The organism is Massilia suwonensis (genome assembly GCF_042655665.1).
GTDB lineage: Bacteria > Pseudomonadota > Gammaproteobacteria > Burkholderiales > Burkholderiaceae_D > Telluria > Telluria suwonensis.
The window spans coordinates 105,664-132,560 of sequence record NZ_JBHSMR010000011.1 but is presented as its reverse complement, the minus strand read 5'-3'; the positions used below and the strand labels follow the sequence as shown (position 1 = coordinate 132,560).

Annotated in this window: 16 protein-coding genes; 11 read left to right on the top strand and 5 right to left on the bottom strand. The window is 66.5% G+C overall.

From position 1 onward, the window contains the following. Positions 1-147: 147 nt before the first annotated feature. The 6 genes from ACFPQ5_RS07115 to pbpC all read left to right on the top strand — a co-directional run bounded on the left by ACFPQ5_RS07115 (position 148) and on the right by pbpC (position 15,146). On the top strand, positions 148-2,253 hold the full coding sequence (locus tag ACFPQ5_RS07115) for a molybdopterin-containing oxidoreductase family protein (RefSeq protein WP_379752767.1): 2,106 nt from the start codon (positions 148-150) through the stop codon (positions 2,251-2,253). After that, complete coding sequence (locus tag ACFPQ5_RS07110; RefSeq protein WP_379752764.1) at positions 2,237-3,355, top strand: aminopeptidase; 1,119 nt, start codon at positions 2,237-2,239, stop codon at positions 3,353-3,355. The genes ACFPQ5_RS07115 and ACFPQ5_RS07110 overlap by 17 nt, the downstream gene beginning before the upstream one ends. Before the next feature lie 160 nt (positions 3,356-3,515). Continuing rightward, positions 3,516-5,213, top strand: a complete 1,698-nt coding sequence (locus ACFPQ5_RS07105) for a long-chain-fatty-acid--CoA ligase (RefSeq protein ID WP_379752803.1) — start codon at positions 3,516-3,518, stop codon at positions 5,211-5,213. Positions 5,214-5,312: 99 nt separating this feature from the next. Continuing rightward, complete coding sequence (locus tag ACFPQ5_RS07100) at positions 5,313-6,995, top strand: long-chain-fatty-acid--CoA ligase (RefSeq protein WP_379752761.1); 1,683 nt, start codon at positions 5,313-5,315, stop codon at positions 6,993-6,995. 340 nt (positions 6,996-7,335) lie between these two features. Beyond that, positions 7,336-13,056, top strand: coding sequence for an alpha-2-macroglobulin family protein (locus ACFPQ5_RS07095; protein ID WP_379752758.1), 5,721 nt, complete (start codon positions 7,336-7,338; stop codon positions 13,054-13,056). Beyond that, complete coding sequence (gene pbpC, locus ACFPQ5_RS07090; RefSeq protein ID WP_379752755.1) at positions 13,056-15,146, top strand: penicillin-binding protein 1C; 2,091 nt, start codon at positions 13,056-13,058, stop codon at positions 15,144-15,146. Before ACFPQ5_RS07095 ends, pbpC begins: the two co-directional genes overlap by 1 nt. 5 nt (positions 15,147-15,151) lie before the next feature. Here the strand turns inward: pbpC and ACFPQ5_RS07085 are convergent, their stop codons facing one another. Further along, a complete protein-coding gene (locus tag ACFPQ5_RS07085) occupies positions 15,152-16,714 on the bottom strand; it encodes an alkaline phosphatase D family protein (protein ID WP_379752752.1) in 1,563 nt (520 codons plus the stop codon). Beyond that, positions 16,715-17,155: an acyl-CoA thioesterase gene (locus ACFPQ5_RS07080; RefSeq protein ID WP_379752749.1), complete on the bottom strand. Its 441-nt coding sequence runs from the start codon at positions 17,153-17,155 to the stop codon at positions 16,715-16,717. Between the two features lie 62 nt (positions 17,156-17,217). On the opposite strand from ACFPQ5_RS07080, the gene ACFPQ5_RS07075 reads away from it, so the two are divergent. Continuing rightward, the gene (locus ACFPQ5_RS07075) at positions 17,218-19,068 is read left to right on the top strand and encodes an ABCB family ABC transporter ATP-binding protein/permease (protein ID WP_379752746.1); all 1,851 of its coding nucleotides are present in this window, start codon (positions 17,218-17,220) and stop codon (positions 19,066-19,068) included. 140 nt (positions 19,069-19,208) lie between these two features. On the opposite strand, the gene ACFPQ5_RS07070 is transcribed toward ACFPQ5_RS07075, so the two are convergent. The 3 genes from ACFPQ5_RS07070 to ACFPQ5_RS07060 all read right to left on the bottom strand — a co-directional run bounded on the left by ACFPQ5_RS07070 (position 19,209) and on the right by ACFPQ5_RS07060 (position 22,946). Next, positions 19,209-20,294 carry a type II asparaginase gene (locus ACFPQ5_RS07070; protein WP_379752743.1) on the bottom strand — a complete coding sequence of 362 codons (1,086 nt, stop codon included), beginning with the start codon at positions 20,292-20,294 and terminating at the stop codon, positions 19,209-19,211. Positions 20,295-20,320: 26 nt separating this feature from the next. Next, positions 20,321-21,604 (bottom strand): metal-dependent hydrolase family protein, encoded by a 1,284-nt coding sequence (locus tag ACFPQ5_RS07065; RefSeq protein ID WP_379752740.1) that lies wholly within the window; start codon positions 21,602-21,604, stop codon positions 20,321-20,323. Between the two features lie 73 nt (positions 21,605-21,677). Beyond that, entirely contained in the window at positions 21,678-22,946 is a 1,269-nt protein-coding gene (locus tag ACFPQ5_RS07060; protein ID WP_379752737.1) for a dicarboxylate/amino acid:cation symporter, read from the bottom strand. 180 nt (positions 22,947-23,126) lie between these two features. Here ACFPQ5_RS07060 and ACFPQ5_RS07055 point away from each other — a divergent pair, with 180 nt between their 5' ends. The 4 genes from ACFPQ5_RS07055 to ACFPQ5_RS07040 all read left to right on the top strand — a co-directional run bounded on the left by ACFPQ5_RS07055 (position 23,127) and on the right by ACFPQ5_RS07040 (position 26,885). Beyond that, the gene (locus ACFPQ5_RS07055; RefSeq protein WP_379752734.1) at positions 23,127-23,852 is read left to right on the top strand and encodes an amino acid ABC transporter ATP-binding protein; all 726 of its coding nucleotides are present in this window, start codon (positions 23,127-23,129) and stop codon (positions 23,850-23,852) included. Between the two features lie 178 nt (positions 23,853-24,030). Then, a complete protein-coding gene (gene pyrC, locus ACFPQ5_RS07050; RefSeq protein WP_379752732.1) occupies positions 24,031-25,080 on the top strand; it encodes a dihydroorotase in 1,050 nt (349 codons plus the stop codon). Then, positions 25,081-25,881 carry a DUF3025 domain-containing protein gene (locus ACFPQ5_RS07045; RefSeq protein WP_379752730.1) on the top strand — a complete coding sequence of 267 codons (801 nt, stop codon included), beginning with the start codon at positions 25,081-25,083 and terminating at the stop codon, positions 25,879-25,881. It begins immediately after the preceding gene. Between the two features lie 11 nt (positions 25,882-25,892). Beyond that, on the top strand, positions 25,893-26,885 hold the full coding sequence (locus tag ACFPQ5_RS07040; protein WP_379752728.1) for a Gfo/Idh/MocA family protein: 993 nt from the start codon (positions 25,893-25,895) through the stop codon (positions 26,883-26,885). The last annotated feature ends 12 nt before the right edge of the window (positions 26,886-26,897 follow it).

Genomic DNA, 26,897 nt, shown 5'->3' with positions numbered 1-26,897 from the left:
CTTGTTCTCCCTGTTTGCATGGACATGAATGCAAGCTGTTTGAAGATTGTAGCCCGCCTCAACATGGGAAATCCAGCATCAGACACCGGCCCCGGCCGAATCAGCTAAAGTATTGGTTTGTCGACGTTTTTCCCAAGAATAGATCCGATGTCCATCACACAAGTCCGCGCCGCCTGCCCTCACGATTGCCCCGATACCTGCGCCTTGCTCGTCACCGTCGAAGACGGTGTCGCGACCGAAGTGCGCGGCGACCCGGAGCATCCGACCACGGCCGGTGTGTTGTGCACGAAAGTGTCGCGCTACGTCGAGCGCACCTATTCGCCAGACCGCCTGCTGCACCCGATGCGCCGCGTCGGCAAGAAGGGTGAAGGAAAATTCGAACAGATCAGCTGGGACGAGGCGCTCGATGAAATCGCGTCGCGCCTGAAACCGATCGCCGCGCGCGACCCGCAAGCGATCCTGCCCTACAGCTATTGCGGCACCATGGGCCTGGTGCAGGGCGAGGCGATGGCCATGCGCTTCTTCAACCAGCTCGGCGCCTCGCTGCTCGACCGCACCATCTGCGCCACGGCCGGTTTCACGGGCTACAAGTACACGGTCGGCGCCTCCATCGGCACCGACATGGAGCAGTTCCAGGACGCGAAGTTGATCATCATCTGGGGCGGCAATCCGATCGCCTCGAACCTGCACTTCTGGATGCGCGCGCAGGAAGCGAAACGCCGCGGCGCGAAGCTGATCGCGATCGATCCCTATCGCTCGCTGACGGCCGAGAAGTGCCATCAGCACATTGCGCTGCTGCCCGGCACGGATGCCGCCTTCGCGCTCGGCCTGATGCATGTGCTGATCGGGGAAGACCTGCTCGACCACGACTACATCGCGCAGCACACGCTGGGCTTCGAGGAGCTGAAGGAACGCGCCCTTGAGTGGACCCCGGAACGCACGGCCGAGACTTGCGGCGTGACAGCGGCCGAAGTGGTCGACCTCGCACGCCTGTACGGCGAGACCGCCAAGCGCGGCGAGCCGGTCGCGATCCGCTGCAACTACGGCGTGCAGCGTGCGCGCGGCGGCGGCATGGCGGTGCGCAACATGAGCTGCCTGCCGGCCCTGGTCGGCGCCTGGCGCCATGCGGCCGGCGGCATCCAGTTGTCGACCTCGGGTTCCTTCCCGGCCAACAAGGCCAAGCTGCAGCGTCCCGATTTGCTGGCCGGCCGCAACCCGCGCACGATCAACATGACCACCATCGGCGATGACCTCCTCAAGGAAGCCTCGCCGGAATTCGGCCCGAAAGTCGAAGCCGTCATCGTCTACAACGCCAACCCGCTGGCGATCGCGCCCGATTCGAGCAAGGTACAAAAGGCCTTCGAACGCGAAGATTTGTTTACCGTGGTGCTGGAACATTTCAGGACCGACAGCGCCGACTATGCCGACATCCTGTTGCCGGCCACGACCCAGCTCGAACACGTCGACGCCCACCTCGCCTATGGCCATTTGTACATGATGGCGAATAACGCGGCCATCGCGCCGATGGGCGAAGCGAAGCCGAACACGGAAATCTTCCGCCTGCTGGCCGCGCGCATGGGATTCACGGATCCATGCTTCCAGGAGAGCGACGACGAACTGGCCGCGCAAGCTTTTGATAAGACGCATACGCGCGCCATCCACTTCGACTGGGAATCGCTGAAGCAGAAGGGCTGGCAAAAGCTGAACATGCCGGACGCGCCGTTTGCCAACGGCGGCTTCCCGACCCCGTCGGGCAAGTGCGAGTTTTATTCGAGCTCGATGGCGAACGACGGCCTCGATCCGGTGCCGGCCTATATCGCGCCCTACGAGTCGGTCGCATCGAATCCGGTCTTGGCGAAAAAATATCCGCTGGCGATGATTTCTCCGCCGGCACGGAACTTCCTGAACTCGACCTTTGTCAATGTTCAGAGCCTGCGTGCAACCGAGGGCGAGCCGCACCTCGACATTCACCCGAACGACGCCGCCCCGCGCGGCATCGCGCACGGTGACATGGCCCGCATCTATAACGACCGCGGCTCTTTTGTTGCCAAGGCGCGCGTGACCGAGAAAGCGCGACCGGGCCTCGTGGTGGGCTTGTCGATCTGGTGGAAGAAACTCGCCAGCGACGGCAAGAACGCCAACGAAGTGACCAGCCAGCGCCTGACCGACATGGGTCGGGCGCCCACTTTCTACGACACCCTGGTGCAGGTCGAAAAGGCCGCACCCCGACCCGGACATGAAATCCATCGCTAAACTTTCCCCCTTGGTCCGGCGCGCGCTCGTCGCCGCCGGTGCCGTCTCCGTACTTGCCAGTTGTTCTACTCTGAATTACTACACCCAGGCCGCCCAGGGCCAACTCGAACTCCTCTCCGACGCACGACCCATCGATGACTGGCTGGCCGATCCGGCCACCAACACCACGCTGCGGCATCGCCTGGAAACGGCGCGCCAGATCCGCCGCTTCGCGGTCCAGCAGATGGGCCTGCCCGACAACGACAGCTACAAGAACTATGCGGCCTTGAAGCGCCAGTACGTGCTCTGGAACGTCGTCGCCACGCCGGAACTGTCCCTGAAACCCTTGCAGTGGTGCTTCCCGGTGGCCGGTTGCGTCAACTACCGCGGCTACTACAGCAAGGACGACGCGCAAGCCTATGCGAAAGAGTTGCGCGCCCAGGGCCGCGATGTCGAGGTCGGCGGCGTCAGCGCCTATTCGACCCTCGGCTGGTTCAGCGATCCGCTGATCTCCACCTTCATCAATTATCCCGACGCCGAACTGGCGCGCCTGATCTTCCACGAACTGGCGCACCAGGTGACCTATGTCGCAGGCGACTCGCGTTTTAATGAATCCTTCGCCAGCGCGGTGGAAGAGGCCGGCGTCGAACTGTGGCTGGAACGCTTCGGCAATCCGCAAATGCGCGAGGGCTATGCGCGTTACACGGCGCGTCGAAAAGATTTCCTGGCGCTGCTGCTGAAGTACCGCAAGGAGCTGGAACGCACCTATGCGTCCATCATTCCCGACGAGGAAAAGCGCATCGGCAAGGCACGCCTGTTCATCGCGCTGAAAGAGGAATACCAGGTGCTGAAGGCGAACTGGGGCGGCTACGCGGGCTACGACCGTTTCTTTGCCGAGCCGCTCTCGAATGCGCACCTGGCCTCGATCGCGACCTACAACGACTACGTGCCGGCCTTCCGCGCCATGCTGCGTGAGGAAAAGAATTTCGGCGCGTTTTACCGCAAGGTGAACCGCCTGGCGAAACTCGATAAATCCGAGCGCCAGGCTGCTTTGAGGCTGATCGACGTCGCTTCGCCACCGGCAAATTTCATGGTGCAGCGCACCAATGCGGCGGCGCCGTAGAGTCCCTGTTCCAATCGTGCCAAAAGCGCTTGCTTCCGCGAGCGCTGCCCGATAGCATCATAATCAGCAATAGCAAAGGCACAAGCACGCCTGGCCCTTTCGCTGTGCGGACGAGGCCACGGACGATAACGATTCTATTCGAGACAAAAGGGCACTGATGATGGACAAAATTTGGCTGAAGTCGTATCCCCCCGGCGTCCCCGCCGAGATCAATCCTGACCAGTACACCTCGCTCGTCCACTTGCTGGAAGAGTCGTTCCAGAAGTACGCACAGAACAATGCGTACGTCTGCATGGACAAGTTCCTGACCTACGCCGAACTCGACGCCTGCTCGAAGCGCCTGGCCGCCTGGCTGCAAAGCCGCGGCATGGCCAAAGGCGCGCGCGTGGCCGTCATGATGCCCAACGTCTTGCAGTACCCGATCGCGATCGCCGCCATCCTGCGCGCCGGCTACACCGTGGTCAACGTCAACCCGCTCTACACCGCGCGCGAACTCGAGCACCAGCTGAAGGACTCGGGCAGCGAAGCGATCATCGTGTTGGAGAACTTCGCGCACACGGTCGAGCAGGTATTGAAGAACACCGCGGTGCGCCACGTCGTGGTGGCCAGCATGGGCGAACTGCTCGGCGGCGCCAAGGGCATGCTGGTCAACTTCGTGGTCCGCAACGTCAAGAAGATGGTGCCGGACTTCGCGCTGCCGAACATGGTGCGCTTCAAGGATGCGCTTAGCCAGGGCGCGAAGATGCCGTTCGCGGCGCCGACCCTGAGCGCGTCCGACATCGCCTTCCTGCAGTATACGGGCGGCACCACGGGCGTGTCGAAGGGCGCCACGCTCACGCACCGCAACGTGATCGCCAACGTGCTGCAGGCCGAAGCCTGGGCAGAACCGGCCAATTCGCAGCCGCCGCACGTCGAGTTCCCGACCATCGTCTGCGCGCTGCCGCTGTACCACATCTTCGCGCTGACGGCCTGTGCCATGTGGGGCATGCGCGTCGGCGCCCTGAACATCCTGATCCCGAACCCGCGCGACATCCCCGGCTTCATCAAGGAACTGCAGAAGTACCAGATCACCACGCTGCCGGCGGTGAACACGCTGTACAACGCGCTGGCCAACCATCCCGACTTCGCCAAGCTCGACTTCTCGCACCTGAAAACCGCGAACGGCGGCGGCATGGCCGTGCAGCAGGCGGTCAACGACAAGTTCAGGCAAGCCACCGGCAAGAGTATCATCGAGGGTTACGGTTTGTCCGAAACCTCGCCGGTCGCCACCTGCAACCGCGCCGACGAACAGGGCTTTACCGGCACCATCGGCTTGCCGGTGCCCTCGACCGACATCGCCATCCTGGATGACGACGGCAATCCGGTCCCGCTCGGCCAGACCGGCGAGATCGCGATCCGCGGCCCGCAGGTGATGGCCGGCTACTGGAACCGTCCGGACGAAACGGCCAAGGTCATGACGGCCGACGGCTTCTTCAAGTCGGGCGACGTCGGCATCATGGACGAACGCGGCTACGTGAAAATCGTCGACCGCAAGAAGGACATGATCCTGGTCTCGGGCTTCAACGTCTACCCGAACGAACTCGAAGGCGTGATCGCCGGCCACCCGGGCGTGCTCGAATGCGCCGTCGTCGGCGTGCCGGACGAGCACTCGGGCGAGGCCGTCAAAGTGTTCGTGGTGCGCCGCGATCCGAACCTGACGGAAGCCGCGCTGATGGACTACTGCAAGCAGCAGTTCACCGGCTACAAGAAACCGAAGTACATCGAATTCCGCGACGAACTGCCGAAGACCAACGTCGGCAAGATCCTGCGGCGCGCGCTGCGCGACGAGCAGCCGCAAAAACAAAAGCAAGCAGCCTGACGCTTCATTATAGGAGCGTCTGGTTGGCAAAGCCGCCCGGCTTTTCGGGCGGCTTTGCATTTTTATCGGACAAAGAGTTTTAAGAAGGCGAGGCATCAGATGGACAAGTTTTGGCTCAAGTCGTACCAGGGAGGCGTGGCGGCGGAGATCGACCCGACGCAGTACCGTTCTCTCACCCATTTGCTGGAAGAGTCCTTCCGCAAGTACGCGAACCAGAACGCCTTTGCCTGCATGGACAAGACCCTGACGTACGCCGACCTCGACCGCCTGTCGGCCGGGATGGCCGCCTGGTTCCAGAGCCGCGGCCTGCAGCCGGGTGCGCGCGTGGCGATCATGCTGCCGAACGTGCTGCAATATCCGGTGGCGATGGCCGCGGCCCTGCGCGGCGGCTACACCATCGTCAACGTCAACCCGCTGTACACCCCGCGCGAACTGCAGCACCAGCTGAAGGACTCCGGCGCCGAGGCCCTGGTCGTGCTGGAAAACTTCGCGCACACGGTGGAGCAGGTGATCGCCAACACCCCGGTAAAACACGTCATCGTCGGCACCATGGGCGATTTGCTGGGCGGCGTGAAGGGCGCGATCGTCAACTTCGTCGTCCGTAAAGTGAAGAAGATGGTCCCGGGCTGGTCGCTGCCGGGTGCCACCTCGTTCAAGAAGGTGCTGGCCGAGGGCGCGCGCCTGACGTTCAAGCCGGTGAAACTGGGTCACGACGACATCGCCTTCCTGCAGTACACGGGCGGCACCACGGGCGTCTCGAAGGGCGCCGTGCTCCTGCACCGCAACGTGCTGGCCAACGTGCTGCAGAACGAAGCCTGGTTCGGTCCTTCGCTGGGCCGCGCCCCGGCCGGCCGCCAGCTCGAATTCATGTGCGCGCTGCCGCTGTACCACATCTATGCGCTGACCGTCTGCGCGCTGCTCGGCATGCGCCTGGGCGCGATGAACGTCCTGATCCCGAACCCGCGCGACATGGACGGCTTCATCAAGGAACTGGGCAAGTACCGCATCAACGTCTTCCCGGCCGTGAACACCCTGTACAACGGCCTGGTCAACCAGCCGGCATTCGCCAACCTGGATCACTCGAGCTACCTGGTCTGCCCGGGCGGCGGCATGGCGGTACAGCAGGCGGTGGCCGACAAGTGGCTGAAGATTACCGGCACCCCGATCGTCGAGGGCTACGGCCTGTCCGAGACTTCGCCGGTCGTCACCGCCAACCGCTGCGACATCACCGATTTTACGGGCACCATCGGCCTGCCGCTGCCTTCCACCGAAGTGCTGATCCTCGATGAAGCGGACAAACCTGTCCCCTTCGGCCAGTCGGGCGAGATCGCCGTGCGCGGTCCGCAGGTGATGGCCGGCTACTGGAAGCGCGACGACGAGACGGCCAAGGTCATGACCGCCGACGGTTTCCTGAAAACGGGCGACATCGGCATCATGGACGAACGCGGCTACACCCGCATCGTCGACCGCAAGAAGGACATGATCCTGGTCTCGGGCTTCAATGTCTACCCGAACGAAGTCGAGAACGTAGTCGCTTCGCACCCGGGCGTGCTGGAAGTGGCCTGCGTCGGCGTGCCGGATAAACATTCGGGCGAAGCGGTGAAGCTGTACGTGGTCAAGAAGGACCCGGCGCTGACGAGCGAGGCGCTGATGGACTTCTGCAAGGAAGAGCTGACCGGCTACAAGCGTCCACGCCTGATCGAATTCCGCGATACCCTGCCGAAGACCAACGTCGGCAAGATCCTGCGCCGCGAGCTGCGCGACGAGAAGCAGAGCGCGTAAGGGGCGGGGGCGCTTGGGCGAATCAACCGTTGAATCCGCGTGGGGCCAGCGAGGCCAATGGCCTCGATGGCGGTTTCACTACGGAGTGCCCACTCTACGGTGTACCGCCACCACAGGTACTTATCGCTCCCCGGCGCATCCCGTAGGGTGCGCACTCCGTGCGCACGCGGATTCAATGCGCCGCTAACAGTGCAGGCAACAGCCCCACGACCGTCCCCGCACTGAGAATCCGTTGACTCTTCCACACCTTTTTGCAACACTCATCTGGCTGTTGACCTAGGCCAGACACGCCCCTTGCGCGCCACCGTAGGTTGGCAGTTTCCCCTCTGCGGAGCTGCGAATGCGCGCCTTGTCCCGAGTGTTGTCCGTCCTGGCCCTGACCCTGTGCGCGCACGCCGCCACGGCCCAAACCACCGTCTCCGCCTTCTCGCCCGAAGGCGCCGTCAAGGGCGTACGCCAGGTCACCGCGCGCTTCTCGAACCAGATGGTGGCCTTCGGCGACCCGCGCGCCGCCGACCCTTTCACGGCCGACTGCGCCGAAAAAGGCAAGGGACGCTGGATCGACGGCAGCACCTGGAGCTACGACTTCGAACGCGACCTTCCCGGCGCCACGGCGTGCACCTTCACGCTGCGTCTTGATGCCCGCGACCTCGCCGGCCAGCCGCTGGCCGGCCAGCAGGCCTTCGCTTTCAATACGGGCGGCCCCTCGGTACTGCGCTCGCTGCCGCACGAAGGCAGCCAGCAGGTCGACGAAGGGCAGGTCTTCCTGCTCGCGCTCGACGCCCCGGCGCGTACCAAAGACATCGAAACCCACGCCTGGTGCCGCGCCGGCGGCATCAACGAAAAGATCGGCGTGCGCGTGCTCCAGGGAGAAGAGCGCGAACGCCTGCTGGCGCTGCGCCGCGATTTCGTCGACCGCCACCTCACCTTGTACTGGCGCGCGCGCGGCCAGACCTGGCAGGCCTCGGTGCCGCTCAAGAACAAGCTCGACGACGGCTTCCCGATCGTCGCCCTGCAGTGCCGGCGCACGCTGCCGGCCGATACCGACCTGACCCTGGTCTGGGCCAAGGGCATCGCCGCGCCGAACGGCGTCGCCACCGGCGCCGACCAGGAACTGGCCTACCAGACGCGTCCCGACTTCCACCTGGCGCTGCGCTGCGACCGCGTCAATGCGAAAGCCGGCTGCGTGCCCTTCCTGCCGGTGCGGCTCGACTTCAGCGCCCCGGTGCCGCTGGCCGCGGCGCGCCAGATTTATCTCGAAGACTTGAGAGGCCAGCGCTTCGCGCCCGCCTTCGGCGACGAGTCAAAAAGCGGCTTCGTCAGCGACATCAACTTCCCCGGTCCCTTCCCCGAGCTGGCGACCCTGCAGTTGCGCCTGCCCGCGGACCTGAAGGACGACGCCGGCCGCCCGCTTACCCTGGGCAAGCCCGGCGTGCCGGTGCTGCGCGTCGACCGCCAGCCGCCGCTGGTCAAGTTCAGCGCGCCCTTCGGCATCATCGAAGCGCGCGGCGACCGCCTGCTGCCGGTCACGGTGAGGAATGTCGAAGCGAAGCTGGCGACCAGCGTGCGCAGCAGCGGCGCCAGCCTGCGCGTGAGCCAGGAGCAGGACGTGATGGCCTGGCTCGCCAGATTGAACCGCTACGGCGGCGCGGCCGCGACCCCGCGCGAGCAGTACGGCGACTCCCTGGAAAAGCAGGTCTTGGGGCCGCAGGCCACGGACGAGGTAAAACGCTTCGCGCTGCCCAAGCCGAACGGACGGCGCGCCTTCGAAGTGGTCGGCATCCCGCTGCGCCAGCCGGGCTTCTACGTCGTCGAACTGGCCAGTCCCCAGCTGGGCCGCGCGATCAACGACAAGGGCCGTACGGCCTATGTGCACACCACGGCGCTGGTCACGAACCTGGCCGCGCACTTCAAGCACGGCGCGGAGTCCTCGCTGGTCTGGGTCACCTCGCTCGACAAGGGCCGGCCGGTGGCGGGCGCCCAGGTCGCGGTGCGCAGCTGTGCCGGCAAAGTGCTGTGGAGCGGCGCCACCGACGCCAGCGGCGTGGCGCGCATCCGGCAGGCACTGCCCGCCAGCAGCTGCCGCAATGGCCGCGGCTACTTCGTCAGCGCGCGCAGCGGCGAGGATTTCACCTTTACCTTGTCGGAGTGGCAGCGCGGGATCGAGCCATGGCGCTTCCACCTGAACACGGAGTCGCTCGACAAGGACAGCCGCTTAGTTGCCACCGTGTTCGACCGCACGCTGCTGCGCGCCGGCGAGACGGTGCACATGAAGCACTTCCTGCGCCGCCGCGTCGGCCGCGGCCTGGCACTGGTGAACCCGCGCGATCCGGCGCCGCGCAACGTGTCCTCGATGCTGGACGAGGACGCCGCCGCCGACAAGGCGCCGCGGCCGTCGAAGGGCGTGCTGGTGCACCAGGGCAGCGGCGAAAAAACCGTCTTCGATCTCAAGTGGGATGCAGGCGGCCAGTCGCATGGCGAGTGGACGATCCCGCGCGAGTCCAAGCTGGGCCAGTACGACGTCGTCATCGGCGGACAGGTGGCCGGCAGCTTCCGGGTCGAGCAGTTCCGCGTGCCGACCATGAAGGCGGTCTTGAAAGGGCCGCCCGAACCGGCGGTGGCGCCGCGCGCCCTCACGCTCGACGCCCAGGTGAACTACCTGTCCGGCGGCCCGGCCGCATCGGCCCCGGTCAAGCTGCGCACGCTGCTGGAGCCGGCGGCGCTGCGTTTCGACGACTACGAGGGCTTCGCGTTTGCCGGCGGCGACGTCAAGGAAGGCGTCGAGCAGGAGGGCTCGCAGTCGGACGATGACGAAGGCTGGGCGGAGGAGGAGAGCGGCGCGGAAGGGAAAAGCGGCGAGGCCGCGCGTACGCACAGCCTGACGCTGGACCGCGCCGGCGGCGCGCGCATCACGGTGCCGGACCTGCCGCCGCTCGAGCGCCCGCGCAGCCTGCTGGCGGAGCTGAGCTACCAGGACGCGAACGGCGAAACCTTGACCGCCTCCACGCGCGTGGCCCTGTGGCCGTCGCGCCTGGTCGTCGGCATCAAGCAGGGCAGCTGGCTGAGCGGCGACACCCTGAAATTCCAGGTGGCCGTGCTCGACGTGAAGGGCAAACCCGCACCCGGCGTTCAGGTCGACGTCGACGTGTTCCAGCGCCAGACCTATTCGCACCGGCGGCGCCTGGTGGGCGGCTTTTATGCCTACGAGAACAGCAGCGAGACCCGGCGCATCGGCGCGGCCTGCGCCGGCGCCAGCGATGCACGCGGCTTGCTGCTGTGCGAACTGAAGGCGCCGGCCGAGGGCAATTTGATCCTGCGTGCGCGCGCCCTCGATGCCGATGGCCGCCCGAGCATCGCCCGCAGCGAGGTCTGGGTGGCCGGCCACGATGAACAGTGGTTCGAAGCGTCCGACAACGACCGCATCGACCTGCTGCCCACCCAGCCGCGCTACGAGCCGGGAGAGAACGCGCGCTTCCAGCTGCGCATGCCCTTCCGCTCGGCTACCGTGCTGGTGACGGTGGAGCGCGAGGGCGTCCTCGACACCTTTGTCCGGCGCATCTCGGCGCAGGACCCGAGCATTACCCTGCCGATGAAAGCCAGCTATGCGCCGAACGTGTTCGTCTCCGCGCTGGTGGTGCGCGGCCGCGTCGCCGGCGTGCAGCCGACGGCGCTCGTGGACCTGGGCAAACCGGCCTATAAACTGGGGATCGCGCCGGTGCGGGTCGGCTGGGCCGCGCACGAACTGAAGGTGCAGGTCGCCAGCGACAAGCCGGTCTATAAGGTACGCGAGCGCGCCGCCGTGCGCGTGAAAGTGACGCGCGCGGACGGCAAGCCGCTGCCTGCCGGAGCCGAGATCGCGCTGGCGGCCGTGGACGTCGGCCTGCTGGAACTCAAGCCCAACGACAGCTGGAAGCTGCTCGACACCATGATGAGCGAGCGCGGCCTGCAGGTGGAAACATCGACCGCGCAGATGCAGGTGGTCGGTAAACGCCACTTCGGCCGCAAGGCGGTCGCGCACGGCGGCGGGGGAGGCCGCGGCGCCAGCCGCGAGCTGTTCGACACCCTGCTGCTGTGGCAGGGAAAAGTGAAACTCGACGCCAATGGCGAAGCGCAGCTGATCGTGCCGCTGAACGATTCGCTCACCAGTTTCCGTATCGTGGCCGTGGCCAGCGCCGGCGCCGGCCTGTTCGGCACCGGGGCAGTGGAGGTGCGCAGCACGCAAGACCTGATGCTGATGTCCGGCCTGCCGCAGCTGGTGCGCGCCGGCGACCGCCTGCGCGCCGGTTTCACGGTGCGCAATGCATCCGTACGCACGCAGCAGGTCCAGCTGGCGGCGCGCATGACGGCCGACGAGGGCGCGCCGCACATCCTCGCCGCGCAAACCGTGACGCTCGACGCCGGCGTCTCGCGCGAAGTCGGCTGGGACATCGCGGTGCCGCAGGCGCAAGCGCTGCGCTGGCAGGTCGATGCGAAGAGTGCCGTGGCGAGCGACAGCATCCGCATCACGCAACAGGTCGGCGCCGCCGTGCCGGTGCGTACGCTGCAGGCGACCTTGCTGCAGCTGGACGGGCCGAAGACGATGCAGGTCGAGCGCCCGCTTGATGCGCTGCCGGGCCAGGGCGGCGTGCGCACCAGCTTCAGCGCGCGCCTGGGCGGCAGCCTGGCCGGCGTACGCGACTACATGGCGGCCTATCCCTATACCTGTTTCGAGCAGCGCACCTCGCGTGCCGTGGCGCTGGGCGACGACAAGGAGTGGACGCGGGTCGTTGCGACCCTGCCGGCGCATCTCGACAGCGACGGTTTACTCAAATACTTCGCTTCGATGGATGAAGGCAGCGACAGCCTGACGGCCTACGTGCTGTCGGTGACGGGGGAGGCAGGCTTCGAGATCGACGCCGAGCAGCGCGGCCGCATGCAGGCCGGTCTGCTGGCCTTCGTCGAAGGGAAGATCGTGCGCGGTTCAGGCTTGCGCACGGGCGAGCTGGCGGTGCGCAAGCTGGCCGCGCTGGAGGCGCTGTCGCGCATCGAACCGGTGCGTGCCGACTGGCTGCAGTCGTTCACCATCGCGCCGACCCTGTGGCCTACCTCGGCCGTCATCGACTGGTATCTGGTGCTGCAACGCTCGCCCGCGCTGCCCGACCGCGACAGCCTGCTGGCCCAGGCGCAGCAGATCCTGCGCGCGCGCCTGAACCTGCAAGGCACGACGATGGGCTTCTCGACCGAACGCAGCGACGACTGGTGGTGGCTGATGGCCTCGCCCGACGTGAACGCCAACCGCCTGCTGCTGGCCATGCTCGACAATCCGGAGTGGCAGGGCGACATGGGGCGCCTGGCGCGCGGCACGCTGGGACGCCAGCACCAGGGCCGCTGGGGCACGACCCTGGCCAACGCATGGGGCAAGCTGGCGCTGGACAAATTCTCGGCCAGGTTCGAAGCGCAGCCCGTCACCGGCAACAGCAGCGCCGTGCTGGCCGGCGCCGGCAAACCCGCCAGCTGGAGCAGCAGCGTGCCGGCCACTGTGCTGCAAGGCTGGCCGCAAGGTCCGGCCCAGCTGACGCTGCGCCACGAGGGCGGCGGCAAGCCCTGGGCCACGGTGCAGAGCCTGGCGGCCGTGCCTTTGAAAGCGCCACTGTCCTCGGGCTACCGCATCGCGCGCACCGTCACGTCGGTCGAGCAGGCCAGGCCGGGCGCCTGGACGCGCGGCGACGTCTACCGCGTCAAACTCGAACTGGAAGCCCAGGCCGACATGAGCTGGGTCGTGGTCGACGATCCGATTCCCGCCAGCGCCAGCATCCTCGGCACCGGCCTGGGGCGCGATGCGCAGATCGCCAGGGCTGGCGAAACCCGGCGCGGCTGGGTGCAGCCGGACTACGAGGAACGGACCCATGGCGCTTTCCGTGCCTATTATTCCTGGGTCCCGAAAGGCAAGTGGAGCATCGAGTACACGGTGCGCCTGAATAACGAAGGGACGTTCAGCCTGCCGCCGACGCGGGTCGAAGCCATGTACAGCCCCGAGATGTTCGGCGAAGCGCCGAATGCGGCGCTGGTGGTGGAGCGCTGATGCGGCGTCTCCTGTTGGCGGCATGCGCGCTGGCGAGCGCCCTCGCGCAGGCCGCGGTCCCGACGCCGGTCCAGGTGCAGGCCGCCTACCAGGCGTCCGACGCCCGCCTGCTGGACCGTCACGGCGAGCCGATCGACGCGATCCGCATCGACATGCGGGTGCGGCGCCTGGCCTGGACGCCGCTGGCCGAGATCTCGCCCGCGCTCGGCGCGGCGGTGCTGCAGGCCGAGGACCAGCGCTTCATGGAGCATGGCGGCGTCGACCTGCGCGCCGCCGGCCAGGCCGCCTGGGACAACCTGTTTCGCGCGCGCCCGCGCGGCGCCTCGACCATCACCATGCAGCTGGCCGGCCTGCTCGACGCCGAACTGCGCGCAGGAAGCGCCGGCCGCTCCTGGCGCCAGAAATGGAACCAGGCGCTGGCCGCGCGCGAGATCGAGGCCGGCTGGAGCAAGGGGCAGATCCTCGAGGCCTACCTGAACCTGGCCTCTTTCCGAGGCGAGCTGCAGGGCGTGCGCGCGGCGTCGAATGCACTGTTCGGCAAGGCGCCTTCCGGACTGGACCAGGCCGAGGCCAGCATCCTGGCCGCGCTCCTGCGCGCACCCGGTGCCGCGCCACAGGCGGTGGCACGCCGGGCCTGCGCGCTGGCGCGCGAACTGCAGTCGCAGGCCGGCTGCACCACGATCGAATGGCAAACCGAGGTCGCACTGGGCCGGCCGGCGGCGCAGCCCGGACAGGGACTGGCGCGCCAGGCCGCGCGCAGGCTGCTGGGCGAGGCGGGCCTGTCCGGCCGCAGCACGCTCGACGCCGGCCTGCAGCGCTTCGCGTTCGAGTCGCTGCGGCGCCACCTGCGCGAACTGGCCGAGCGCAACGCCGGCGACGGCGCTGTGCTCGTGATCGACAACGCCAGCGGAGAATTGCTGGCCTATGTCGGCAATGCCGGCAACAGCGAAGTCGACGGCGTGACGGCGCTGCGCCAGGCCGGTTCCACCCTGAAACCCTTCCTGTACGAGCTCGCGCTCGAGCGGCGCCTGTTGACGGCGGCTTCCCTGCTCGACGACAGCCCGATCGACGTCGCCGCCGGCGCCGGCATGTACGTGCCGCAGAATTACGACCGCCAGTTCAAGGGCTATGCCAGCGTGCGCACCAGCCTGGCCAGTTCGCTCAACATCCCGGCCGTGCGCACCCTGCTGGCGACCGGCCTGGAACGCTTTTACTCCCGTCTCAAGACGCTCGGCCTGGAATCGCTGACCGAGGATGCGCAGTTCTACGGCCCCTCGCTGGCGCTCGGCTCGGCCGACGTCTCGCTGCTGGACCTGGCCAACGCCTACCGCACGCTGGCCAACGGCGGCCTGCACGGATCGCTGACTTTGCGCCGGCGCGCGCCTGAACCGGGGCGGCGCGTGCTCGACGCGGGCGCCAGCTTCATCGTCGGCGACATCCTGGCCGACCGCGCCGCACGCAGCCCGACCTTCGGCCTGCGCAGCGAGCTCGCCACCGCCTACTGGAGCGCGGTTAAAACCGGCACCAGCAAGGACATGCGCGACAACTGGTGCCTGGGCTACTCCGACCGCTACACGGTCGGGGTCTGGGTCGGCAATTTCGACGGGCAGCCGATGTGGGACGTGTCGGGCGTGTCCGGCGCGGCCCCGGTCTGGCGCGATGTCATGGATTACCTGCACCGCGACCGCGCGGGCCGCCAGGGCGCCGCGCCTCCCACGCTGGTCCGGCGCGAAGTGCGTTTCCTTCCCGCGCACGAGGCGGCGCGGCCGGAATGGTTCCTGGCCGGGACCGAGAGCGCCGTGATCGAAGCCGTGCCGGCCGCCCGGCGCGCGCCGCGCATCGTCTATCCGCTTGATGGCAGCATCATCGCGACCGATCCCGACATTCCCGAACAGCTGGAACGGGTCGTGTTTCGCGCCCAGGCCGGGGCCGGGCTGCGCTGGCGCCTCGACGGGGCCGACCTGGGGCCTGCGGAAGCGTCCACGGCCTGGCGTCCCGTCGGGGGCGAACACCGGCTCGAGCTGGTCGACGGCGCCGGCAAGACGATCGCCACCAGCCGCTTCGAGGTGCGCGGCAATCGCGCACCGTAAGCTGGTCAGGCGCGGCGCAGGTTGGGCGAGCGGTCCGCCACCACGAACACGGCCGATTCCGACTGGCCGGATGCCGGATCGCGCACGTCGTCGAGCGCCATGAAGCGCGTGCGCGCGGCCTGCGGCGTCAGGTCGATCAGCATGTAGCCGCGGCGGTCGCTGCGGCCATAGTGCATGTGCGGATTGCGCTCGACGTTCTCGGCGGTGCGCGCCTGTGGCCGCGAGCTCGAGGTGATCGAGGTGCCGCACAGTTCCGCCGCGACGACCGGGTTCGCTTTCGACACCGGCCGCGAGAAATCGCGCCGCAGCTCGCTCGCATAGAAGGTGTGAACGTCGCCCGCCAGCACCAGCGGATTCCTCGCGCCGCTCTTCACCAGGGTATCGAGCAGGCGCCGCCGCGCCAGCGGATAGCCATCCCAGCCGTCGGTCCAGAAGCGGCCGTCCTCGGGAGATTGAATCGGCACGCCGCTCGACTGCGCCATCGGCGTCTGCTGGGCCAGGATGTTCCAGTACGCGCGCGAGGATTGCAGGCCCTGGGCCAGCCAGGCTTCCTGTTCGCCGCCCAGCATCGTGCGCGCGGGATCGCGCAATGCGTCGCAGGCGCGCGCCAGCACGACATTGGAGCCGCCGCGGCCCGGTTTCGAACAGGGTAGCGGCGAGCGGTACTGGCGGTCGTCGAGTACGTGGAAGCGCGCCAGGCGGCCCCAGTCATATCGTTGGTACATGCGCAGGCTGCCGAAGCGCCCGTCGCGTGGCGGCGGCAGGCGCAGCGGCATATGCTCGTAAAAGGCCTGATACGCAGCGGCGCGGCGGGCGGCGAAGTCGCCCGATAAGCGCTCGTCGATGTCGCCGGCGTAGTCGTTGGCCACTTCGTGGTCGTCCCAGGTCACGATCCAGGGCGCGGCCAGGTGCGCCGCCTGCAGGTCGCGGTCGCTCTTGTATTGCGCGTAGCGCGCGCGGTACTGGGCCAGCGTGAACGACTCGTCGCTGCGTACCGCGCGCGGCGGATGCTGCAGGCGATACGGACCCCACTCGTAGATGTAATCGCCGAGGAAGGCGACCAGGTCGGGCGCGGCGGCGGCGATATGGCGATGCGCCGCGTAGTGGCCGAATTCCCAGTGCTGGCAGGAGGCGACGGCGAGTTTCAGGTTCGCGGGCAGGGCATCGCGCGCGGGTGCGGTGCGCGTGCGGCCGACGGGACTGACGGCGTCGCCCAGCATGAAGCGGTACCAGTACCAGCGGTCCGGTTTCAAACCCTGGGCGTCGACGTGCACGCTGTGGGCGAGGGCAGGAGAGGCGACCGCGCTGCCGCGCACGGCAATCTTGCGGAAGGCTTCGTCCTCGGCCACTTCCCAGCGCACGTTCAGGGCCAGCGGCGGCACCGATGCCGCGTTCAGCGGATAGGGCAGGATGCGGGTCCAGAGGATGACCGCGTCGGGCAGCGGCGAGCCGGAGGCGACGCCGAGGGAGAAAGGATAAGCGGGACTGGCAGCGGCTGCACCGGAAGGTACGGCTGCCGCGGCCGTCAGGCGCGCCGCATCGAGGAGAAAAGTGCGGCGCGTGTTCAATTAGGGATGCGAGATCAGCGATTCGATCGGCGGCAGCTGGCGCGGCTTGCGGTCCGGGCCGGTGGCGACATAGGTCAGGGTCGCTTCCGTCACCTTGACGATGTTTGACTGCAGCCGGTTGCGCTCGGCGTAGACCTCGACATAGACCGTAATCGAGGTATTGCCGACCTTGACGATGTCGGCGTAAAAGGAGAGCAGGTCGCCGACGAAGACCGGGTTCTTGAACAGGAAGGAATTCACGGCAATGGTGGCGACGCGGCCGTTGGCGCGGCGGGTGGCCGGCAGCGAGCCGGCGATGTCGACTTGCGCCATGATCCAGCCGCCGAAGACGTCGCCGTAGACGTTCGCGTCCGGCGGGCCCGGCATCACACGCAGCTGCGGCATTTTTCCTTCCGGCAGACGGTTTGTATGGGCAGGAGCGGTGTTTTCTGGCGTCGTCATCTTGAAATCTCGTGAAAAGCTACAATCGTCCCGAATTGAACCATAAATCCCGGACCCCTGCCATGCGACGCTCTTCACCCAGTTCCCTCCCGCCCGCGCCGAACGCGACCGGCCGCCAGCGCAGCGACTGGGCCACGCTTAAAACCCTGTTTCCATACCTGTGGGTCTACAAATGGCGTGTGATCGCCGCGCTCGGCGCGCTGATTGGCGCGAAAATGGCCAACGTCGGCGTGCCGCTGGTGCTGAAACAGCTGATCGACCAGCTCGCCATCGATCCGGCCCACCCGCAAGCCCTGCTGGTGCTGCCGCTGGGCGCGTTGGTCGCCTACGGTTTATTACGCCTGTCGACCACGGTGTTTACGGAGCTGCGCGAATTCCTGTTCGCACGTGTCACCCAGCGTGCGGTGCGCACGATTGCATTAAAGGTGTTCCGGCATTTGCACGCGCTGTCGCTGCGCTTTCACCTGAACCGCCAGACCGGCGGCATGACGCGCGATATCGAACGCGGCACGCGCGGCGTGAATTCGCTGATCTCGTATTCGCTTTTCAACGTGCTGCCGACCCTGGTCGAGATCACGCTGGTGCTGGGCTACCTGGTCATCCACTACGACAAGTGGTTCAGCATCATCACCGCCGTCGCGCTGGCGACCTACATCACGTTCACGGTGCTGGTGACCGAATGGCGCACCCACTTCCGCCGCACGATGAACGAGCTCGACTCGAAAGCCAATACCAAGGCGATCGACTCGCTGCTGAACTACGAAACGGTGAAATACTTCGGCAACGAAGACTACGAAGCCAAGCGCTACGACCAGGGCCTGCAGCATTACGAGAACGCGGCGGTGCGCTCGCAGACCTCCTTGTCCGTGCTGAACACGGGCCAGTCGCTGATCATTGCCACCGCCGTGACGCTGATCCTGTGGCGCGCCACCGAAGGCGTGATTGCCGGGACCATGTCGCTCGGCGACCTGGTGCTGGTGAACTCCTTCATGATCCAGCTGTACATCCCGCTGAATTTTTTAGGCGTGATCTACCGCGAGATCAAGCAGGCGCTGGCCGACATGGAGCGTTTATTCGGCCTGCTCGACCAGAACCGCGAAGTGGCCGATGCGCCGGGCGCCCAGCCGCTGGTGACGAAGGGTGCGCAAGTGGCCTTTTCGCACGTCGAGTTCAGCTACGAGACCAAGCGCCAGATCCTGTTCGACGTCGACTTCGCGATTCCCGCCGGGACTACCACGGCGGTGGTCGGTCATAGCGGCTCGGGCAAGTCGACGCTCTCGCGCCTGCTGTTCCGCTTCTACGACGTGAACAAGGGCGCGATCAGCATCGACGGCCAGGACATTCGGAACGTCACGCAAGCCTCGCTGCGTTCCGCGATCGGCATCGTGCCCCAGGATACGGTGCTGTTCAACGACACCATCGAATACAACATCGCCTATGGCCGCCCGGGCGCGAGCCGCGAGGACATCGTCGCCGCCGCGCGCGCCGCGTCCATCCACGAGTTCATCGAGAGCCTGCCGGACGGGTACGCGACCATGGTCGGCGAGCGCGGTCTGAAACTGTCGGGCGGAGAAAAGCAGCGCGTGGCGATCGCGCGCACGCTATTGAAGAACCCGGCGATCCTGATCTTCGACGAGGCAACGTCGGCGCTCGACTCGAAGTCGGAGCAGGCGATCCAGGCGCAGCTGAAGGAGATTGCACGGAATCGCACCACGCTGGTGATCGCGCACAGGTTGTCGACGATCGCGGATGCGCAGCAGATCATCGTGCTCGATCACGGCAAGATCGTCGAGCGCGGCACGCACCAGAGTCTGCTGGCGGCGCGCGGCCTGTATGCGCAGATGTGGGAGCGCCAGTTGGCGCGGCCGGATGAGGAGTTGGCGAGTCCGCCCTTGGAGTTGCAGGGCGAGTGAGAACGTGGCGCCGTCGCGTGATACGTTAATGGTCGGTTGAATCCGCGTGGGCATGCCCACCCTACAGTGACCGTAGGGCGGGCATGCCCGCGCGGATTCAACCGGCCACGAACACAACACGCGACAGCGCCACAAAGGTATCAGTACGTATAAAACATCTTCTGGATATCGCGCGTATTGGTCGTCTTGGTCAAGGCCAGCATCAGCAAAATACGCGCCTTCTGCGGCGACAGGTTATCCCCCGCCACGAAGTCCAGCTCATCGTCATTTGCTTCGCCATTCCTCGCCACCATACCCTGGCCGACGCGGCTCGAGCGCACGATGATCACGCCCTTCTTGCGCGCGGCGGAGAGTGCCGGACGCACCTTCGCCGGCAGCGAACCGTCGCCCACGCCCGCATGCACCAGCCCCTTGGCGCCGGATGCCACCAGCGCGTCGATCGCGACCGGACCCACGTTCGCATGGGCGTAGGCGACTTCCACCTGCGGCAGCACCGACAGGTTCATCACGTCGAATTCGGTGTCGACCGTGTGCTTGCGCGTCGTGGCGCGGTAGAAGAAGGGCTTGCCGCCGACGATGTAGCCGAGCATGCCCAGTTCCGTCGTCTTGAAGGTATCGAGCGAGGTCGTATTCGTCTTGCTGACGTCGCGCGCGCCGTTGATCTGGTCGTTCAGGGCCACCAGCACGCCGCGTCCGGCAGCGTCGGGCGAGGCGGCCAGCAGCACGGCGTTGTAGAGATTGGCCGGACCGTCGGCCGACATGGCGGTCGAAGGACGCATCGAGCCGACCAGCACCACCGGTTTTTTACTCTTGACGACCAGGTTCAGGAAATAGGCCGTCTCTTCCAGCGTGTCGGTGCCGTGGGTGATGACGATGCCATCCACGTTCGGCTGTGCCAATAAGGTGTTCACGCGCTTGGCGAGAAGCAGCCAGTGCTCGTTGCCCATGTTCTCGCTGGCGATCTGGAACACCTGCTCGCCGCTGACGTTGGCGATCCTGGTCATCTCGGGCACGGCCTGGATCAGCGCCTGCACGCCGACGGTGGCGGCCGTGTAGCCGACCGTGGTGGTGCTGGTGGCGCCGGTGCCGGCGATGGTCCCGCCGGTGGCGAGGATGGTCACGTTCGGCAGTTTGACTGAGGTGGTTTGCGCCTGCGCGGCAAGCGCAAGGCATAACAGGAAGCCGAACAGCGCGGCGGCCGAACGGGCGGTTTGACGGAACAACATGGACATCTCCTTTTACTAAAAACGCGTTACAACTTCTTGTAAACGACGCCGTCCTTCATCACAAATTTCACTTGTTCGAGCACCTTGACGTCGCGCAGCGGATCGCCGTCGACCGCGACGATGTCGGCCGCGAAGCCCGGCGCCACCATCCCGAGGCGCTGCGACTGGTCGAGCAAGGTCGCCGCGTGGATGGTCGCGGCGCGGATCGCCTCGATCGGCGCCATGCCCGCTTCGACCATGTAGCCGAACTCTTTGGCATTCTCCCCGTGCGGGAACACGCCGGCATCCGTGCCGAAGGCGATTTTGACGCCGGCCTTGTGGGCGCGCGCGAAGGTCGCCTGCAGCTGCGGGCCGATGGCGGCCGCTTTCGGGCGTACCAGCGCCGAATAATACGAGGGATCCTTGGCCTTGTCGGCGACGTAGCGGCCGGCCGAAATCGTCGGCACGTACCAGTGGCCGGTCTTCTTGAAGAGGGCGATGGTTTCGTCGTCCATCAGCGTGCCATGCTCGATCGAGTCGACGCCGGCGCGCAGGGCGCGTTTCATGCCTTCTGCGCCGTGCGCGTGGGCGGCGACGCGAAAACCGTAATCTTTGGCGGTGCTGACGATGGCGCGCAGTTCGTCCTCGGTGTACTGCGAGTTCTGGCCGTTGGCCGCCTGGCTCAGCACGCCGCCGGTGGCGGTGATCTTGATGAGGTCCGCGCCTTCCTTGTAGCGGGCGCGCACGGCCTGGCGGCCCTGCTCGGGGCTGTCGATCACGCCCTCGGTCGGGCCCGGGGTGCCGATGGCCTCGCCCAGGAAGTGCGACAGGTTGTTGGTCGGATCGGCGTGGCCGCCGGTGGTGGCGATCGACTTCCCGGCCGTGAACATGCGCGGACCGGGAATCGAGCCGGCGGCGATCGCACGCTTGAGCGACACGTTCAGGGCCTGCTCGGCGCCGAGGTCGCGCACCGTCGTAAAACCGGCCAGCAGGGTGCGCTCGGCGTACTTGACGGAGCGGTAGGCCATGTCGGCCGGATCGGCCGTGAGGCGGTCGCGGTAGGCGTCGACGGCCGGCTGGGTTTCGCTGGTGAGATGTACGTGCATGTCGATCAGGCCCGGCAGGCAGGAGCGGTTCGACAGGTCGATGTGGTCGGCACCTTGCGTCATCGGGTTCACCGCCGTGACGACGCCGTTCTCGATCACGATGCTGACGCGCTCGCGCCAGGTGCCGCTTTTCACGTCGAGCAGGCGGCCGCAATCGACCGTCTGCGTGGCGCCGTGGGCGCCGTTCAATGCAAGCAGCATCGCTGCCGCGGCCAGCTGTTTCATACCTGTCTCCTGTGTTTTTATAAGAAAAAAAGGCCTCCCATCGCTGGAAGGCCTTGTCCGCGTCCCGCCGCGATCAGCGTAGCGGCGAGGTGGCGACGTCCTTGTGCGGTACCGCCTCTTCGAGATCGCCTTCCCACTTCGCGACCACGGCGGTGGCGATGCCGTTGCCGATCACGTTGGTGGCCGAACGCGCCATGTCGAGGAAGTGGTCGATGCCCAGCAGGAGCAGCAGGCCCGCTTCCGGGATGTTGAACTGGGCCAGCGTGGCGGCGATCACGACCAGCGAAGCGCGCGGCACGCCGGCCATGCCCTTCGAGGTCAGCATCAGCACCAGCATCATCATGATCTGGGTCGACATCGGCAGCTCGATGCCGTAGGCCTGGGCGATGAAGACGGCGGCGAAGGTGCAGTACATCATCGAGCCATCCAGGTTGAACGAGTAACCGATCGGCAGCACGAAGGCGGCCAGGCGGTTCTTGACGCCGAATTTCTCGAGACCTTCCAGGGTTTTCGGGAAGGCCGCTTCCGACGAGGCGGTCGAGAAGGCCAGCAGGGTCGGCTCCTTCAGCAGGCCGATCAGGCGCAGCACGCGCGGGCCGAGGAAGGCCATGCCGATCAGGATCAGGATCACCCACAGCAGGATGATGCCGAGGTAGAACTCGGCCATGAAGATGCCGTAGGTTTGCAGCACGCCCAGGCCGCTCTTGGCGACGATGCCGGCCACCGCCGCGAAGACGGCGATCGGCGCGAAGTTCATCACGTAGCCGGTCACTTTCAGCATGATGTGGGCGACGCCGTCGACCGCGTCGATCAGCGGCGTGGCGCGCGCGCCGACGGCTGCGGCGGCGGTGCCGAAGAAGATCGAGAACACGACGATTTGCAGGATCTCGTTCTTGGCCATGCCGTCGACGATCGAGGACGGCACCAGGTGGGTGATGAATTCCTTCAGGGTCAGGCCGGAGGTGACGATGCCCGAGGAGGTGCCGACCGCCGGCAGGTGGCCCGAGACCGCCATCGCGTCGCCCGGACGGAACAGGTTCACCAGGATCAGGCCCAGCGACAGCGAGATGACGGAGGCGATGATGAACCAGCCCAGCGCCTTGACGCCGATGCGGCCGACTTCCTTGGCGTCGCCCATCTTGGCGATGCCGACCACCAGGGTCGAGAAGACCAGGGGCGCGATGATCATCTTGATCAGGCGCAGGAACAGCGTCGTCACCAGCGACATGGTGTCGGCGAAGCCGGTCGGATTGGCGGTGTTCGCATTGACGAAGTAGCCGACGACGACCCCGAGCACGAGGCCGATCAGGATATAAGTGGTGAGACGGTTTCGATTGTTCATAAACTTCCTGTGTCAGCCTGCGCGTTCAGCCCGGCATGCAGGGTGGATTCTGCGTGTCGGGGTCGTCAAATGAAGGTGATTCTGCGTGCGAACGAGGGGTCGTTCTGAGTAACTTGGCAAGTTCCGCAGTATCCTAGGGGCTGTTAGTGCTGTCAAGCACGCTCACAGGTGTGGTGAAACGTGATCGAAATCGACAAGGTCAGCAAGTGGTACGGCGACTTCCAGGTGCTCGCCGATTGCAGCACGCAGGTGGCGCGCGGCGACGTCGTCGTGGTCTGCGGCCCCTCGGGTTCCGGCAAGTCGACCCTGATCAAGACCGTCAACGGCCTGGAGCCGGTGCAGCAGGGCGCGATCCGGGTCGACGGCATCACGGTAACCGACCGCAGGACCGACCTGCCGAAGCTGCGCGCGAAGATCGGCATGGTGTTCCAGAACTTCGAACTGTTCCCGCACCTGTCGGTGCGCGAGAATCTGACGCTGGCGCAAATCAAAGTGCTGGGGCGGGCGAAAGGGGAGGCGCTCGAGCGAGGCCTGCGCTACCTGGACCGGGTCGGCCTGCTGGCGCACCAGGACAAATTCCCGTCCCAGCTTTCGGGCGGCCAGCAGCAGCGCGTGGCGATCGCGCGCGCCCTTGCGATGGACCCGGTGGCCATGCTCTTCGACGAACCGACCTCCGCGCTCGACCCGGAAATGATCGGAGAAGTACTGGACGTGATGGTGAAGCTGGCGCAAGAGGGCATGACGATGATGGTCGTGACCCACGAAATGGGCTTCGCGCGCAAGGTGGCGGACCGGATCGTGTTCATGGATCACGGTCGCATCGTCGAGGACACGCCGACGGAGGCGTTCTTCAGTGCTCCGCGCTCGGAGCGGGCGCGGGAATTCCTGGCCAAGATCATCCACTGACGGCAGGTGTTCGCAGGGTGGGCATGCCCACGCGGTACGAACGCCTCCGCGAGTCCTCAGCAGTCGTCCCATCGCTCGTCTTGCCATTCTGTTCACACCTCCTGGCACCGAAGACAAGCGCGGCGCGCCGCCCCCTATACAGGTAAAATGACGCCGTCCCGCAATCCGAGAGCCCGCCATGTCCCCCATCGAGACCCCCAATTCCATCACCATCACCCGTCCAGACGACTGGCACGTGCACCTGCGCGACGGCGCCGGGCTGGCCAGCGTGGTATCGCACACGGCGCGCCAGTTTGCGCGTGCGATCGTGATGCCGAACCTGAAGCCGCCGGTCACGACCGCCGCAGCCGCGCAGGCCTACCGCGAGCGCATCCTGGCCGCGCTGCCGGGCGACTTGAAGTTCGAGCCGCTGATGACGCTCTACCTGACGGACAACACCGATCCGGACGAGATCCGCCGCGCCCAGGACACGGGTTTCATCCATGCGGTCAAACTCTATCCGGCCGGGGCCACCACCAATTCGGATGCCGGCGTGACCGATCTGAAGAAGTGCTACAAGGTGCTGGAAGTGATGCAGGAAGTCGGCATGCCGCTGCTGGTGCACGGCGAAGTCACCGACCACGACATCGACCTGTTCGACCGCGAGGCCGTCTTCATCGAGCGCGTGATGCGTCCGCTGCGGCGCGACCTGCCGGCGCTGCCGATCGTCTTCGAGCACATCACGACCAAGGATGCGGCCCAGTACGTGGCCGAAGCAGAAGGCCCGATCGGCGCGACGATCACCGCGCACCACCTGCTCTACAACCGCAACGAGATTTTCAAAGGCGGGATTCGTCCGCACTATTACTGCCTGCCGGTGCTCAAGCGCGAAGAACACCGCCTGGCGCTGGTGACGGCCGCCACCAGCGGCGACGAGCGCTTCTTCCTCGGCACCGATTCGGCGCCGCACGCCGTCGGCGCGAAGGAGTCGAGCTGCGGCTGCGCCGGCTGCTACACGGCCCTGCACGCGATGGAGCTGTACACGCAAGCCTTTGCCGACGCTGGCGCGCTCGACAAACTGGAGGCCTTCGCCAGCCTGAACGGCCCGGCCTTCTACGGCCTGCCGGTCAACGAAGGCACGGTCACCCTGACGCGCGAATCGTGGACGCTGCCGGCCACCGTGCCTTTCGGCGAGAACGACCTGGTGCCGCTGAATGCGGGCGAACGCATCGACTGGAAGATGCTGTAAGTGACGCAGGCGCTCGCGCAGATCGACTGGTCGCGGCCCTGGTACGACGCCGTGCGCCCCGCCTGGCAGGCCCTCGGCCTGGAGGGCGAGGAGTTCGCCGGCGCCTTCAACCGCCAGGCCGCGCAGCGGGCGCTGCGCAATCACCGCGATCTGCCCATCACCTTCGTCCCGCAGGAATCGCTGCCCGAAGGGATGGCGTACGAGGAGTTCATCAGCGCCACGGGCAATGTGCCGACGCGCGAGAACCTGCACGATTTTTTCAATGGTCTCGTGTGGCAGACCTTCCCGCTGATCAAACGCGAACTGAACGCCTTGCAGGCGGCGCAGATCGAAGCCGCCGGCGGCAACAAGGCCCGCGGTCCGGCGCGCGACGCGGCCACCATTTTCGACGAGAACGCGGCCTTGCTGGTGGTGCGTGCCTCCAGCGCAGGGCGCGAACTGGTGGACGAGCTGCGCGCCCACTGCTGGGATGCGGCGCTGTTCGAAAAGCGTGCCATGTTCGGCCCCGATGCCCAGTTGTGGCTGTTCGGGCACGCGCTGATGGAAAAGCTGGTCGCGCCGCGCAAGGCGATCACGGCGCACGTGCGCGTCGTGTTCGCGCCGGATGACTATTTCGGCTTCGATGCGGACGCCCAGCGCGCCTGGATCGACGGCACGGTGGCGCAGACGCTGCGCGCCGAGGGCCTGAGCACCTCCAGCTTCACGCCGCTGCCGGTGCTCGGCGTCCCGGGCTGGTGGCCCGGACAGGACCAGGCCTTTTACCTGGACACGGGCGTCTTCCGGCCCAAGCGGGTCAATTGAGGGGAGCGGTCATGGACAAGCCAGTTCGTTGGGGCATCCTTGGTACAGGCAAGATCGCGCGTGCCTTCGCCACCGCGCTGCAGGACGTGCCGGATGCGGTACTGGCCGGCGTCGCCTCGCGCAGCCTGGACAAGGCCGACGCCTTTGCCGCCGAATTCCGCGCCGGCGCCGCCTATGGCTCTTATGAGGCACTCGCGCAAGCCGACGGCATCGACCTGGTCTACGTCGCCACGCCCCATCCCCAGCACGCGAGTAACGCGCTGCTGGCGCTGGGCGCCGGCAAGGGAGTATTGGTCGAAAAGCCGTTTACCATGAATGCGCGCGAGGCCGAACAGCTCATCGCACTGGCGCGTGCCAACAAGCTGTTCCTGATGGAGGCGATGTGGACGCGCTTCATGCCCGCGCTGGCGGAAGTAAAGCGCCTGATCGCCGCCGGCGAGATCGGCAGCGTCCAGCAGGTCGTGGCCGACTTCGGCTTCACGGCCAACTTCGGTCCCGAACACCGCGTCTTCAATCCGGAACTCGGCGGCGGCGCGCTGCTCGATCTCGGCATCTACCCGCTCTCGATCGCCGCCAGCCTGCTCGGTCCCGTGCTCGAGGTGAAAGCGCAGGCGATCATGGGCCCGACCGGCGTCGACGTCCAGACCGGCTTCACGATGAAGCACGCAAGCGGCGCCATGTCGGCCTGCAGCTGCTCCTTCCTGGCGCGCACGCCGGGCGAGCTGACGGTGTCCGGCGCGCGCGGCCACATCCGCATGAACACCATGTTCCACCGCGCCCGTTCGATCACGGTGGCGCTGGACGACGGCAGCACGCGCACGATAGCCACGCCTTATCTCGGCAACGGCTACGTGCACGAAGTGATCGAAGCCCAGCGCTGCTGGCGAGAAGGCTTGGTCGAAAGCCCCGGCATGAGCCATGACGAGACGCTGGCCCTGATGCGGGTGATGGACGAGATCCGGCGCCAGATCGGGCTGCGCTACAAGGCCGACGACGCGTCGTGAACACGCAACGCC

What these genes read in the sequence shown, in the direction of transcription:
- ACFPQ5_RS07115 (WP_379752767.1), top strand. Translation starts at nt 148, where the DNA reads ATGTCCATCACACAAGTCCGCGCCGCCTGCCCTCACGATTGCCCCGAT.
- ACFPQ5_RS07110 (WP_379752764.1), top strand. Translation starts at nt 2,237, where the DNA reads ATGAAATCCATCGCTAAACTTTCCCCCTTGGTCCGGCGCGCGCTCGTC.
- ACFPQ5_RS07105 (WP_379752803.1), top strand. Translation starts at nt 3,516, where the DNA reads ATGGACAAAATTTGGCTGAAGTCGTATCCCCCCGGCGTCCCCGCCGAG.
- ACFPQ5_RS07100 (WP_379752761.1), top strand. Translation starts at nt 5,313, where the DNA reads ATGGACAAGTTTTGGCTCAAGTCGTACCAGGGAGGCGTGGCGGCGGAG.
- ACFPQ5_RS07095 (WP_379752758.1), top strand. Translation starts at nt 7,336, where the DNA reads ATGCGCGCCTTGTCCCGAGTGTTGTCCGTCCTGGCCCTGACCCTGTGC.
- pbpC (WP_379752755.1), top strand. Translation starts at nt 13,056, where the DNA reads ATGCGGCGTCTCCTGTTGGCGGCATGCGCGCTGGCGAGCGCCCTCGCG.
- ACFPQ5_RS07080 (WP_379752749.1), bottom strand. Translation starts at nt 17,155, where the DNA reads ATGACGACGCCAGAAAACACCGCTCCTGCCCATACAAACCGTCTGCCG.
- ACFPQ5_RS07075 (WP_379752746.1), top strand. Translation starts at nt 17,218, where the DNA reads ATGCGACGCTCTTCACCCAGTTCCCTCCCGCCCGCGCCGAACGCGACC.
- ACFPQ5_RS07070 (WP_379752743.1), bottom strand. Translation starts at nt 20,294, where the DNA reads ATGTTGTTCCGTCAAACCGCCCGTTCGGCCGCCGCGCTGTTCGGCTTC.
- ACFPQ5_RS07065 (WP_379752740.1), bottom strand. Translation starts at nt 21,604, where the DNA reads ATGAAACAGCTGGCCGCGGCAGCGATGCTGCTTGCATTGAACGGCGCC.
- ACFPQ5_RS07060 (WP_379752737.1), bottom strand. Translation starts at nt 22,946, where the DNA reads ATGAACAATCGAAACCGTCTCACCACTTATATCCTGATCGGCCTCGTG.
- pyrC (WP_379752732.1), top strand. Translation starts at nt 24,031, where the DNA reads ATGTCCCCCATCGAGACCCCCAATTCCATCACCATCACCCGTCCAGAC.
- ACFPQ5_RS07040 (WP_379752728.1), top strand. Translation starts at nt 25,893, where the DNA reads ATGGACAAGCCAGTTCGTTGGGGCATCCTTGGTACAGGCAAGATCGCG.